Raw genomic sequence first — 13,374 nt, forward strand, 5'->3', positions numbered from 1 at the left:
CGGGCCAGAGTACGAACCTTCACTCCGGCTTTGGGTTGAGCTGGGCGAGGGCTTGGCGGCCCGGCGTAGCAATGGATTCGAGGGTTCCGGGATCGAGCAGGCAAGCCGCGCGAAGCGAGCCTTCGCTGCCGAGTTCGACCATGCAGCGGTGGCCGGGGGCGTCGCCCAGGGTCATGTCATTGGCGGCCAGGATCAGGGCCAGGGGGCCGGAGGCGGCGCCGAGGTCTCCGGTCTCGGCTTGAGCGAACACCGTGGGTAGCTTGTTGCGTCTGGTTCGGTAGACGCGCAGGTGGGCGTGGGTGAGCTCCCAATCGTAGTAGCGCTCGCCGTTGGCGTTGGTGCAGATGAACGCGACGTTGTGTTCGTGGGCGTTGGCGTCACGGACTGCGGCCTGGACGGCTTGGTGCAGCCCCTCGCCGCTCGAGTGTTTGGGTCCGAGGGTGGTGTCGGGTTCGCTGCCGAGGCCGACACCGAGGATGCGTCCGCGCACGGGGGCGCGGATCGACCCGCCCGCGCGACCGAGCAGCAAGAAACTCGCGCCCTCGGCGGGGTACATGCCGTGAGGCTGCGTGTCGCCGTGGATCCGCTCGAAGGCGTGCAGTCGATCGATCTCGACGATACCGAGCAGTGAGTCGACACCGCCGATCGCTACGCGCTCGGTCCCGCCAGCGTCGAGCAGCTCGCGCGCGCGCAGGAGCGCGACGCCCAGGGCCGCGGGTCCCCCCTCGAACCAGCACGAGCGTGGCGAGCGAGTCAGGCCGACGCGATCGCTGATGCTGGCGAGCAGCTCATCGGCGTCGACCTCCTCGAACTCGCCTCGCCAGCGCGCCTCATCGGGTAGACACAGCAGCAAGGTCGTCGGGTCCGTGCCCGACTCGGCCGCGAGGCACTCACCGAGCGCGCGGGCGCCCATGTTCGCCAGCCAGTCGAGTTTGGTCAGCTGCAGACCGAGGGCTGCGGGGATCCGCGCGCCGAGGCGCGGCTCGTCGAGTGGGAGCCGCTGGTACACCGGCTCAAACCGGCTCACGCCCGCACGGATCGCAGCGCAGGTCTGCCTGCTGTCGAGGCCGATCGGCGTGACCGCGCCCCAGCCGTGGATCAAGAGTGGATGTCGAGTGCTCATGGGGCGAAACAAGGACGGCTGAGGTCGGCGCCACCAAGGCCACGCAGATCGACGTGTCGCTTGCTGCTCGCGCGCGCCCGCAAGCATCCAGGTGTCAAGTGACCGACATCGATTTGTACGAGGGGCACGCAGTTGCGTGGGAGCGGCATCAGAAGGCGGGCGGTCAGGATCAGCTCGCGCGCCTCGGGCAGCAATTCCAGAGTGTCCACGCGCAGCTGGGTCTGCTCGCTGCGGTCGCGGTAGAGCAGGTGTACCGGTACGTCGAGGCGGGGCACTCGAAAGTGCCATGGACCACCGCCGGGCCTCATGTTGACGATCACGCCCTGCTCGTTTCCGATGAGCTGCTCGAGGCGCTGGTCCTCGGGCGCGGCCTGGTCGTGAAGCGCGTGATAGTCGTCGGGCAGCAGCGGCCAACGTCGCCCGAGCCAGGCGTCGTCGTAGGTCCCGGCCCACTTCGCGCGCGGTTGCCAGCTGCGCGCCACGACCCCGAGCCCGACTGGTGGTGGACGCTGGCCACGGTGCACGAGCGGGTGACGAGGATCTTCGATGTTGGGCACCCGAGGATCCGCGCCCATCCCGACGCCGACCGGATTGCGAACATCCTGCTCGCCGCCGAAGGCCCGCTCCCATGTGAGCGGCAGGCTCATGAAAGGCGCCGGTCGACCGGGCTCCAGCGCCATCCAGCTGCGCTCGCCATGGACGGCAACGCGCTTGTGTAGGGAGCCCAGGCCGAGCTCCACGATCACGCGCCCAGCGGGTCGGCCGCCAGGCGCGTGCGCCGAGCCCTCGACCAGCACGTCGACGAAGGGCTTGGCGAGGGCGAGGTCGTGGTCCCGGACGACGCTCGACGCTCCCGGCTCACCGCGGTGTTCGTCGGCAAGCACGAGCTCACGCTGGACCGGCGCGAGCGTGGCGAGTCCGTTCGGCGCGATCTCGAAGCTGGCCTTGAGCACGATCAACAGCACCTCCTGGCCGTTGCCATCCGGGAGAACGAATTCGTCCGCCATGAAAGGCGTGTGGTTTTCGAGCGCGACGAAGACCGACATGATTCAGACCCAGCGACCTTCGGCGTCGAGGCCGATCGGCCAGTAGGGCATGGCCGTGAGCAGTCGAACCCAGCTGTCGTGGCGACCGTCTACGAGCCAGGCCAGGAGCATGCGCTCCGGGGCGACGCGGGCGGAGTGGGGCAGCTTGGCGTTGATCGCCTCGCAGGCGAGCCAATAGGCTCGGATTACGCCGATGACATGGGGATCTGCGACAGGGCCGACTGGTGCATCGAGATAGGCCATCTCGACGCCTCCGCGCATGGATATGATTCCAGCCCACCACACTTGTGTCGAGGCGAGCGTGAGATGGAGATGGGCACGATAGGCATGGAACAACTGGCGGTGCTCGGCGGTGATGGACGGCGGGTCGCCGTTGATTACCTGCTCTGGTGGACGTATCTCATTTGGCGCCATCAGTAGGCGCTCGAGTCCGGGTTCTACTGGGTTCGTCGCCAGCCCGTCAAACGTACACACCGTTGTCGTGGTCAAGGAGCGATCAATCTCGGTCTCGAGACCAACCGGTGTCATGATGAGCCGAGACATGTACTTGTACAACTCGAGATCTACATCTTCGAGTTCCCGGATCAGCAGGTCGACGGGGTGAACTTGATCTGCGGGATGATCTCCACCCATACCGTCTTCGTTCTCAATCCCCCACGCGGACTCATTATCAGAGCCCTGGCGAGGTTCTGAAGGGGATGTGCCGTTGCGGGCGTTGAGATCGAGGCATGCGAGGTAGTATTCGCCGTAGATCGCCAGGCATCGCGGATGTGAGGCGGGGCCAGCCGGCCAGTGCCGTTCAGCCATCTCGATGCCCGTTAAGGAGCTGATGTGCGACCACCATGAAAGACACTCGCCGATGCACGGGGTTAGGTCCCGTAGGTAGTCCGTGACGAGGGTCGAGTGATCCAGATATGCTTGTTCCGCCGACATGTACTACCCCATGTTCCGGACCCTAGGACCTTGTTTCCATGAACACCTGAAGCATTGCGGCTTGATGTCAGCCTGTTTCCTTGCCCACTCTTTGAATTCTTGCTTAGACATTTTGCAGCCATCGTATTCCTTGAATACCACTTTAAGTGGAGGTTTATGATCGAGCCAGAATTTACCCAGGCCTTTCATGGGTTTCTTGCCCATAATTAATCTTGCGTCATTGTACACTTTCGCCATTTTCTCGAGCTTGGCCGCGGTTACTGGGCAGGAGTGGCACTTTGGCGAATTCTGGATCTCTTTCTTGCGTTGTTTGCCGACTGCGGTTGCATTGTCTGGGCGTTCATATTTTGCGTCTTTGCATGAATCTGATTTTTGTTCTTTGGCGATGGCAGCCTTGACTTTGGCGAATGGCGCAAAGCAGACGTCTGGAGAGCTCGCGTTCTGCCCCATCATGTCCCCATGCCGCCCCACGCCCTTGCCCTCGACCTTGACCTCGCGCGACCACTTTCTGAAGTACGCCTTCCCCTTGATCTTGTGATTGATGACGTTCCCCCCCTGCGTCCCCGCGTTGTCTCCAATGCTCTTCGAGACGTAGGATTTGTCCTCGAGGGCCGTCGGCTTCTTGTCGATCTTGACGGTCTTGCTGCCCTTGCTCAGATCCTTGGCGCTGCACACGTTCACGTAGGGGATCGGGATCGGGCCGGCGGGCGGCGGCGGGGGGGTGAGGCACACGTCGAGCGGGGCGATCCCCTTGCCACCGCTGCCCTTGTGAAACAGGCCCATGTTCTCGGCATATACGGTCAGCGCCATCTCGCTCCTCCTGTGTGTTCGCGTCGCCAGTTCAACTCGACCTGCTCGGCGCGGCGCTCCTGAACGCGCTGGCGCGCGCCGAGTGCCCCACAGTCCAGCAGCGCCTGTCCGTGTGAGCGCGCGGCCAGCTCGAAAGCCAGCGCGGGGCGGCGGCGAGTCGAGGTCGTGCACAGCGCAAGCGCGAACGCTTGTGGTCCGTGTGGGTGGCCGAGCAAGTAGCGCGCGCTGGGGTCGAACGCCGCCCGCCGGGTTTGCCACCAGTGCGTGACGACCTCGGGATCCGGCAGCGGCAAGAGTTCGTCGCTGTGAAGCTCGAGATCGGTCTCGAGATCTTGCTCGAGTGGCGGCATGTCGTCGTCGTCGTCGTCGTCGTCACGCCACAGCGGCTCGTTGCCGTCATCTTGCTCGCGCGGAAGGCCGGCGATGCCATGCATCAACTCAGCGACGAGCGGGCCAATCCGGGGGGCACCGAGCCACTCGAGGCAGGCGTCGATGGCAGCCACGCGCCCGCAGTGTCCGAGCGCCCGCAGCAATGCGGCAGGCTGCTTGTCGTTAGCGAGTGCGGCGATCAGTCGTCGATGGAGCGCCGCATCTCCCAAGCTGGCCAGCCACGTCAGCGCACGCGCGCGCAGCGGGCCGGGCCGCTCGGCGACGGCCAGGGCGTGCTCCCAGGCCTCGGGCAGGCCGAGGATCAGGCCGCTCTCGATCGCATTGGCGCGTGTCTCGGCGTCTTCACTCAGCAGCAGACGCGGCAACCACGAGCGCGCGATGCCAGGCTCGGTGCAGCACCGGAGGAGCCACGCACACGCCGGCCGGAGCTGTGCCTGCTGAGTTTCGAGCAGCGTGCCGAGGCGCGCGCCAAGGTCGACCTGCTGATGGACAAAGACCTCCAGTCGGGCGAGGCATCCAAGAGCCGACGCCGGGTCCAGACCCTCGGCGACCCTTGCGACCACGCCGCGGCGAGTGCAGCGGCCGAAAGCCCAGGTCAGGTGCATCCGCAGTGCCGGTTCGAGCGCCGCGTCGAGTCGGGCGAGCAGAGCCTGGTGCGCGTCCGCGTCATCCGAGTAGAGCAGGGCCAGAGCGGCCGCGGCCACGAAGCCGGGTTGAAGGGCGTCATCGAGGGCGGGCGAGAGCAGGCGCTTGGCGACCGGCGGGCCACCCAGGATCAGCGCGTCGACATGCGCGAGCAGGCGCCGCTCGGGACCCTCCCGCACCTCGGCGAGCGTGAACAACGGGGAGTCGAGGCTGCGTCGACGCGCGTCGATCATCAGCTCGGCCTCGTCGAGGTGCTGCTCCTGGATGCTCCAGATGACGGCTGTGTGACCCATCGTGTGACGGCTTCGCTGACTCAATTGATCTCGACGGTGGCGCCCGTGATCCGTGTTCGTCCGCTCGCGCGAGTCTCGACCTGGACGCCGCGCAACACCACGCGCCCGTTGCGGCGCAGCGTCAGACTGGCCTTGCCGCAGCGCAGCACGAGCTCGTCGTCGGCCTCGAGCTCGATGCGCCGCCCGTCGACGCTGAGCTCGTCAGCCTGAGCGTCGAGCGCGGGGTTTAGCTCGACGGGGGCGAGCACACCGACGACGACTGGCAGCTCGCACCGACCACCCTCGAAGACCAGGAGCAACTCGTGACCCGGCGGAGCAGTGCTCAGCAGCGCTTGCACGTCGATCTGAGCCAACCACCGCGCCGGCATCGGGCCCCGCGAGTTCCCCGGGAAGTTGACGAGCGCGACGCCGTCCTCGACGACCAAGCAGCCAACGCAGACCGCGCTGTCGAGCGCACGATGGAACTCGACGCCGTGAGAGCGCTCGAGGCTTGTTGTAACCTTGTCGTTCGGCATTTGACTCCTTGCAGAAGCGAGAGTCGCTTTCGCAAGTCGAGCGTTCGCCGTCCAATGCGAAAAATCAGTGGTTGCGAGCAGCGATCTTCCTCCTGGGGCGCTGTCCGAGGACGGTCAGCAATTGGCGAGTCCGAAATCTCTTGGCTGCAAGGGCCTGTCGCTGCTCATCGCCGCACTCGTGCTCGGCGAGTTGCTCGAAGTCCCCGATGTGGTCGCGACCCAAAAACGATTTCGGGTCTCATCTGACTCGCCTGTTATTGGCTGTGGGGAGCGAACTCGCGCTCGCATTTGGGGTACGCTCAGTCATTCATGAAGGGTATCGCGCTCAATGTCACATACAACGATGGAGACTCGAACGGCTCGCTCTTCGGCTTCCGAGGCACCTGCTCGAATCACAACGCTGGTCAACGTCCGCGAACGCCGGATGACCAACTGCTCGGACGAAGGCAACCCCTACCGACAATTCGTGGACGCGAACTTCTTGGGTCCTCGGCCCAAAGAAACCTTCTGCTACGAGCGTCAGCTATTCGCTGAAGACCGGTTCAAGTTCGGATGCGGCATGTGCCACAGGGGTCCGAAGCAGGGGACGGCGATACCTGTTCGCGGGCTAGCGAAGGACGATGTCACGTTTCTCACAACGTTGCTGCCCGGCAAGAGTGGACGCGAGCGGATCGTCTTGGCTGCTTTCGAATTGCCGACGAGCCTCACTTCCGAAAGAGCTGGGGCTACATGTTGGAATCGGACGGCACGATGGACGTGCAACTATCGGACGAGGTGGCTGTCCAGATGAACTTCCGGCGCGACTTCAACAACAGCGACCATTCGCAAGTCTGGGCGACGGGGGTGTTTCGCCACCTCAATGCGACACAGAACGACGCACTCCTCGGCGATCTCCTCGGGAACCGCCGCCTACGCGACGTGTTGCTCCGCGTCGTCGGACCAGAGATCGAACCCCGACCTATCCGCCGTCTGCCTGTCATCGAGAGCGGAGGCGGCGGCTTTGCTGGTGGCGAGAGCGAGGAGCATCGCAAACTAAAGGAGTATGTCGCGGCCAACCCTGAAAAGGTTGGACTCCCGCGCACCGCTAGGGCAGAGATCGAGTTCCCATATCTCAGCGGCGACCAAGTGGACGTGAAGTTTGACATGCCCGACGGTTCAGCGGCGGTGGTCGAAATTGAGACGATCCACGGATGGACCGGTGCGCACCAGTGCATCAAGTACCGCGCTCTGCTCGAGGCCGCGCTCGGGCGACCTCTGGGAGGAGGAGGAGTTCAGGCAATTCTCGTCGCCCATGTCTTCGATGAGCAGACGATCGCCTTCGCCAAGAAGTATGGGATCAAAACAGCCCCACGATCGGCGCCGCCAGCAACGACGCCGCCGCGGCCTCGATCTCGGCATCGGAGCTCACCCAGATCAACCGGCGATCCGGCTCCTGCTGGACCGAAGCGGCAGCTCGTCGTCCTCGGGTCGCGCCGTGCCAATCCCGGCCGGCAGCTTCGCCAAGCTCGACTCCGCCCCCGACATCCACCGCCAAGCCCCACCCACGTTGAGCAAAAAGCTGGCCACCACCTCGCGCTCGATCCACGGAGGCATTAAGGGCAGCGACGTTGATTTACAACCAGCCGCTTGTCCTCCCAGAACTCGGATTTCATCAGCTGCGCCCGCGCCTCCGCGAAACACTGCCGAGTCAGGCCCTCGCTGCGGATCTTGATCAGGAAGTTGACGGGGATCACCTTCCACCTCTCGCCAACCGCCTCGGGCGCGGAACGTCAAGTTGACCGATCCGCCCGCGAACGTCCGCCCGCGAATCTCGTCGCCGCCGGCTCCGGCGAGGGCGACTCCAAGTGGGCCCGGCCGACGGTCTCGCTGACGACGCCGAGCGCGTACTGCCGACTCAATTTCGCCACGAGCGCCACGGCAACGTACTATGTGTACGCCCACATCGCGTGGGTCAACACCAGCAGCGTGAACGTGTCGTACCGAGTCTATCCCGCCATCGGCGGTACAGACAAGCTGAGCCGGCGCCTGGATCAAGGCACCGGCACCGGCTGTGGCTGTGGGGGCACGGTGTTCGACGCCGGAGTATGCAAGAACACCCCAGGCGAGCTGTGTGACGAATGGGTCGTGCTCGGCAGCTTCGGCGCGACGGTAGTGGTCACTTACACGCTTCAGATTGGCAACAACACTGTCGAGGCCGACCAGAACCTGAAGCTCGCGCTCGATGACGTGCTGATCATACGGCGCTGATCAGCTTGGCGCTCTAATCCGTCGCCTCGCCCCGGCCGGCGATGCTGCAGAGTTACAGCACAAGGGCGGCACACAAGATCGGCCGATCTCAAAATCGGCACCCACACCCCTGTAGGCGTCCGATTCTGAAGCAACTCAACAGTCTTCTAGCCTTCAGGCCCTTCAGGGGCGCCCTGTACTCGGAGCTTCGCTCCTCCACGGTGCGGACCGGAAGACCCAGGTCCACTCGGCCCTCTGCCGCGAGGGGCTCGCTAACCCGGCAGGCTAGCAAGCACGGCGGCGGCGAAGCTGTCCGTGTCCCAGGTCGCCGGCGCGCGCGTGAGCCCGAGCCGGACGATCACCGCCCGCCGCGAGGGCACGATCAACACCGACTGCCCCTCGTACCCAACCATCTCGAACGCGTCGGTCGGCAGCGAGGGCAACCTTCGGTCTTCGGGCTGACCCGGCGCGCCCACGTTGGTCTGAACCAGCGCCCCATACTCGCCGCGCGCAGCCGCGGGCGCGGGGGTGCGCGTGTACTCGACCCAGCCGGTCGGCAGCAGCTGTCGCCCAGCCCAGACGCCATCGTTGAGGTACAGCTGCCCGAGCCGGGCCCAGTCGCGGGCGCTCATCAGCGCGAACGAGCTCCCGATGAACACGCCGCTGGGGTCGAGCTCGAGCACGGCGCTGCGGATCCCGAGTGGCTCGAACAGCTCGCGCTGCGCGAACCGAAGCTGCGCGCCCGGGTCTTCGAAGCGATCACGAACGATCCGCGCGACGATGTTGGCGGTGCCGCTCGAGTACGCGTAGCGGGTGCCGGGCTCGGCGACCAGCGGCTGGCTGACGGCAAGCTCCGCGCAGGACTCGTCGACGAACAACATGTCGGAGCCGGCCCCGAACGGCCCGTAGCGCTCCTCGAATTGCAGACCCGAGCTCATGCGTAGCAGCTGGCTCGTGGTGATCGCCGCGCGAGGATCGCTGGGACCTTCGCGCCACTCGGGCACCGGCGCGGGGGCGTCGAGCTCGAGCTCGCCGCGCGCCACGAGCAGGCCAACGAGCGCATTGGTCACGGTCTTCGCCATCGACCAACCGGGCAGGGGGGTGTTCGCGTCGAAGCCCGCGGCGTAGCGCTCGGCGATCAGGCGGCCGTCATGGATGATCACCAGCGCCCGCGTTCGGCGAGGGGCGGCGGGGTCTGGCTCGGCGATCGCGGCGTCCAGCGCAGCTTCGAGGGCAGCGCGGTCGAGGCCGCTTGGATCTTCGCGGGGGTCGGGCGCGTCACCTTCCGGCCACGCCCGATCTACACGCGGCGGAGCGGGCGGAGCAGGCAGGTCGAGCGCGAGCGGGAGATCATCGTGAACCAAGGTGCAGCCCGCACCGCGCCGATGAGACGCGCGCTGCCGTGCCAGCCCGAGCACGCTGGCCTGCACCGTCTGCGCGTCGTGATCAAACTCGACATCGACGAAGCCGACCGCCGCGAGCTCCTCTTCGATCACGCGCGCGGGCTCGCTACCGGTCACGAACGCCGCCGAGCAGGCGATCTTCGCTGCATAGCCAGTCGCGCGCGGCAACATCACCAACACCGCGTAGGCACCAAAGCCAACGGTGCCCAGCCCAACCAGCCCAGCGCATGCTTGGAACACCCGCCTTCGCTTGCGCGAGCCGGTGGGGCGCGGTGGGTCGACCTCGCTCACGCGGGCAGGATAGCGCGCGCCCGCCCGATCTCACGCATGTCGCGTTCACTCGTCATCGTGACAGCACCAGTACCCGCGGACGTCGTTGTTGCTGCAGGTCCCCTCGAAGTTGGCGAGGTCGGGGTCACCGTTGAAGGTGATCGACCGGTTGCCGCACAGGACCAAGTTGTCGTCTGTGATGTTGCCGATCCACCGATCCTTGGGATCGTAGACCGCGTCCAGATCACTGTTGAGATACAGGTAGGTCAAGTCTTCGTAGCTGCACACGTTGCTGCGCTGGTTGCGACAGTTGTCGACGGCGAACCGATAGCGCGTCGCGTTCTGGATCACCTTGTTGATACACAAGCGCGGGCCGGCCTGGACGAAGCCGGCTCGACACACAGCCGCCGGGAAGCCGCCAGCTTGCGGATCCGCCGGCTGCTTGAAGTTGATCGCCGGGTTGTTGTCGGGATCGAACATGTCGGTGCCCTCGAGCGCCTCGGTGATGTCGGGGAACCCGTCGTCGTCCCGATCATAGATGTAGAGCTGGCGCTCCACGTCGAACCCGACCGGGCGAACTCCATCGATCACCTCGGGGCTGTCGCGGACCAGCGGGGCCGGGGTCTCGCCCGCCTCCGCTTCGTTGGCGTCCGCGTTGGCGTTGTTCGGGTCGCTGTCGCAGGCGACCGCGGACAACGTCAGCCAAGCGAGGCAGTGGAGCGCGGCGAAGTTGCGTCGGTGGATGTGGAGCGTGCGGTGGGTGGACATGGGCCCGGCCGTAGCAACGGGCGTGCCCAGCTCACCACGGGCTGCTAGCCCTGCCAGCGCCAGCGCGGCGAGACGCGGCGGCGTCCACTGGGGACGCGCACCGACGCCAGATCGGACGCGCGTAGTCAGCGGTCTTCGGCGGCCACCAGCTCAGATCACGAGCCCAGTCGGTCGACCACGCGCAGCAACGCCGCGAGCGCGCCGTGTCCCAGCCGCTCGCAGCGGGCCGGCGACCAGCCAAACTCTGGATCAGGCAGGTTGGCGTTGTCCTTGAACGGCATCTCGAGCGTCATCGACAAGGCCCCAAACGCGTCGGCGATCCAGTTGGTCGCCATCGTCATGTTGGCCTGGCCCGGCGCTGGCACGGGGTAGCCGTGCTTGGTCTGAAAGTCTGGGTTGGCGGCGGCGAGCTCGGCCTCGAACTCGGCCTGCAGCGCGCGGGTGGCCTCGCTGACCGAGGCGACCCCATCGGGCCCCGCGATGAAGTTGTAGGGCAGGGCCTCGTCGCCGTGCACGTCGAGCGCGAAGTGAAGACCCGTCGCGCGCATTTTTTCGCGGACCAGGTAGACCTCGGGGCTGCGCTCCATGCTGGGCTCGAGCCACTCGCGGTTGAGGTTGGCGCCCGAGGCGTTGGTCCGCAGGTGACCGCGACGGCTGCCATCTGGGTTCATGTTGGGCACGATCCAAAAATCAGCCTTGGCCAACAGCGTGCGCGAGACCGGGTCGGTGGGATCGAGCAGCCGCGCGAGCAACCCGTCCATCAAGTGTTCGGCCATGCTCTCGCCCGGGTGCTGGCGCGCGAACACCCAGCACTGCTTCTTGGCTTGGCTTGGGGCCGCACCGGCGTGGGTGACACGCAACAGATCCAGGTCTTGACCGTCGAGCGTGCGACCCAGCAGTTCGTGCTTGACCAGCGGTGACTGCAAGGACCGGGCGACCAGATCGTGGTGACGCTCGATCGAGTAGGGCGCAAAGTAGGCGTACCAGACCGCGTCGTGGTCCGGGGCGTGCCGGATGCTCAAGGTCCCGTCCGCGTAGCTGGTGTCGGCGACCCGTCGCCAGGTCTGTCGGTCGTAGCTGTAGCAGGCGTGGTAGCCGTTCCAGCCCTCGACGTAGCTGGCCTTGCCGGCGTTGGTCAGGCGCAGGTTCAGCGCCACGCCCCGCACGCCGCTGACGCGGAAGTAAAACCACTGGAAGTGATCGGACCCATGATCCTTGCGGATCTCGAGCTGAACGTTGGTGGGATCGCTCGCGTCCAGGACCTCGATGTTGCCTGCGTCAAAACTGTCGCTGATGTGCACGGTTGCTCCTCACGCCAGGTCGCGGCGCGCGTGCGCACCGTAGCGTGCGCACACCCTGGCAAGCCAGCCTCCCCGGCAGATCTCGCGCGGTCGCGGCCGCCCCGGCCCGGCCGCGCCGGTGTCACGCACCCCCGCGAAGCGCCTCAACACATGTGTGCGGGCCCGATCTCGCTAGTCTGGCCTGCACACCTTGCACCGGCGCCGGACCAAGCCGCACACTCGGCGACCACGAAGGTATGGGCCCTTCGAACAACGATATGGCCGGCAGCGGCGACCTCGACGATGACCCCACGAGCCTCGGCCCCGAGGACGTGGAGGATGTTGACGGGCAAGCGTTCGACTCCGCAGGTGCGGATGACTCGCACGCGGGCACCGCACACGACGACGACGGGGATCGCTACCGGGACGGGGACTACGACGACGAGGACTACGACGACGACGGGCTCGCGCCCGAAGCCGGTCGCGGTCGCCCGTCGGTGCTCTCACTGCTGCTGCTCGTCGCCGGTGCCGTGTGGATCGTCGTCGCGCTGCTCAAGCTCGGCGGCCCCGTCAACGAGGGCGCGCCCTCCATGGCGATCGGCGATCACGCGCAGACCAGCGCGGAGCTGCCCGATGTCGAGGACGAGCTGTTCATTCCTGGCGACGAAGCCGCCGCCCGAGATCCAAAAGACCCCTCAGAAAGGCCAAATCCGGCCGAAAATGGGGATGTTTCGGATCACGTAGAGGACAACCCCGAGCACATTTTGCCGCCAGAAGTTGGGACCCCTGCGAGCGAGCGCGGCCCGCCCGAGGGCTCGTTGTTGGCTGGCAAGAGCTGGCCACAGGACTACGTCGCGCCCGACGTCGTGACCTACACGATCAAGCGCGGCGGCTCGATGAAGGTAGTAGCAAATCTCTATAAGATCTTTCACCACGAGATCGAGGCGTTGAACCCGGGGGTCTCGCTCGACCGTGAGCAACCGCCGTTGACAAAGATCGTCGTCTACCGGCGGAAACCGGGCATCTCCAGCCAGTCGGTTGGGTTCCCAGGCAGCGGCTCGGTCGAGGGCGGAATGCCGATGGTCGACGGCCCAGGCCGGATCCTGCGGCACACGCCGTGGAAGGCATGGGCCACGCAGACAACCGTGGCGACGATCGACTTGGTCCTGCGCGAGTGGGCGCGGCGGTTCCCGAACGAGCAAGAGATCATCGTTGGCAACCTCAGCGCGCGCGCGGGCGGGCGACTCAATCCACACAGTTCGCACCAGTCGGGTCGCGACGTCGACCTGAGCTACCCGCAGATCTGGGATCACAAGTCCGAGCTCGCGCCGCAGGTCATGGACGAGCGCAACCTCAACCGCGAGCTGACTTGGTCTCTGCTCGAGCTTCTGCGCGAGACCGGTGCGATCGAAGTGATCTTCATGGACTCGAAGCTGCAGAAGCTCTTGCACGAATTCGCCATTAGCACCCATCGGTACAGCGAAAAGCAGCTAGAAAACTGGATGGAGTATCCCAGTACCCCGGGAAATGGTTCGCCGCTCATCCAACATGTACGCGGTCACGCCGACCATCTTCACGTCCGGTTCAAGTGCACGCCGACCGAGTCTCGCTGCGAGTCGCGGGACCACTAGGGGGCGGGCACGGGAGCTCCTACCGGAGCTCCCGTGCCCGC

General features: G+C 65.9%; 12 protein-coding genes. 3 read left to right on the top strand and 9 right to left on the bottom strand.

Features of this window, described 5'->3' with window-relative positions; genetic code table 11:
• Positions 1-19 precede the first annotated feature (19 nt).
• The 6 genes from DB30_RS33850 to DB30_RS33875 form a co-directional block, all read right to left on the bottom strand.
• A complete protein-coding gene (locus DB30_RS33850) occupies positions 20-1,123 on the bottom strand; it encodes a hypothetical protein (RefSeq protein ID WP_146661842.1) in 1,104 nt (367 codons plus the stop codon).
• Positions 1,120-2,169 (bottom strand): DUF2169 family type VI secretion system accessory protein, encoded by a 1,050-nt coding sequence (locus DB30_RS33855; RefSeq protein WP_052556926.1) that lies wholly within the window; start codon positions 2,167-2,169, stop codon positions 1,120-1,122. The genes DB30_RS33850 and DB30_RS33855 overlap by 4 nt, the downstream gene beginning before the upstream one ends.
• Positions 2,170-2,172: 3 nt before the next feature.
• Complete coding sequence (locus DB30_RS33860; protein ID WP_146661843.1) at positions 2,173-3,102, bottom strand: hypothetical protein; 930 nt, start codon at positions 3,100-3,102, stop codon at positions 2,173-2,175.
• A 3-nt stretch (positions 3,103-3,105) separates the two neighbouring features.
• Positions 3,106-3,912 carry a DUF4150 domain-containing protein gene (locus tag DB30_RS33865; protein ID WP_052556931.1) on the bottom strand — a complete coding sequence of 269 codons (807 nt, stop codon included), beginning with the start codon at positions 3,910-3,912 and terminating at the stop codon, positions 3,106-3,108.
• Positions 3,903-5,180 (bottom strand): hypothetical protein, encoded by a 1,278-nt coding sequence (locus tag DB30_RS33870; protein ID WP_146661845.1) that lies wholly within the window; start codon positions 5,178-5,180, stop codon positions 3,903-3,905. The genes DB30_RS33865 and DB30_RS33870 overlap by 10 nt, the downstream gene beginning before the upstream one ends.
• 80 nt (positions 5,181-5,260) lie before the next feature.
• Positions 5,261-5,755 carry a DUF6484 domain-containing protein gene (locus DB30_RS33875; protein ID WP_052556936.1) on the bottom strand — a complete coding sequence of 165 codons (495 nt, stop codon included), beginning with the start codon at positions 5,753-5,755 and terminating at the stop codon, positions 5,261-5,263.
• A gap of 729 nt (positions 5,756-6,484) precedes the next feature.
• On the opposite strand from DB30_RS33875, the gene DB30_RS33880 reads away from it, so the two are divergent.
• Entirely contained in the window at positions 6,485-7,351 is an 867-nt protein-coding gene (locus tag DB30_RS33880; protein WP_146661847.1) for a hypothetical protein, read from the top strand.
• Between the two features lie 30 nt (positions 7,352-7,381).
• Entirely contained in the window at positions 7,382-8,002 is a 621-nt protein-coding gene (locus DB30_RS33885; RefSeq protein ID WP_146661849.1) for a hypothetical protein, read from the top strand.
• A 251-nt stretch (positions 8,003-8,253) separates the two neighbouring features.
• Here DB30_RS33885 and DB30_RS33890 read toward each other — a convergent pair whose 3' ends face one another.
• The 3 genes from DB30_RS33890 to DB30_RS33900 all read right to left on the bottom strand — a co-directional run bounded on the left by DB30_RS33890 (position 8,254) and on the right by DB30_RS33900 (position 11,723).
• A complete protein-coding gene (locus tag DB30_RS33890) occupies positions 8,254-9,675 on the bottom strand; it encodes a serine hydrolase domain-containing protein (RefSeq protein WP_052556944.1) in 1,422 nt (473 codons plus the stop codon).
• 45 nt (positions 9,676-9,720) lie between these two features.
• Positions 9,721-10,422, bottom strand: coding sequence for a hypothetical protein (locus DB30_RS33895; protein WP_052556947.1), 702 nt, complete (start codon positions 10,420-10,422; stop codon positions 9,721-9,723).
• Between the two features lie 155 nt (positions 10,423-10,577).
• Positions 10,578-11,723, bottom strand: coding sequence for a M14 family metallopeptidase (locus DB30_RS33900; RefSeq protein WP_052556949.1), 1,146 nt, complete (start codon positions 11,721-11,723; stop codon positions 10,578-10,580).
• Between the two features lie 236 nt (positions 11,724-11,959).
• On the opposite strand from DB30_RS33900, the gene DB30_RS33905 reads away from it, so the two are divergent.
• Entirely contained in the window at positions 11,960-13,333 is a 1,374-nt protein-coding gene (locus DB30_RS33905) for a penicillin-insensitive murein endopeptidase (RefSeq protein ID WP_146661851.1), read from the top strand.
• Positions 13,334-13,374 lie beyond the last annotated feature (41 nt).

The organism is Enhygromyxa salina (assembly GCF_000737335.2).
Classification (GTDB): Bacteria; Myxococcota_A; Polyangia; order Nannocystales; family Nannocystaceae; genus Plesiocystis; species Plesiocystis salina_C.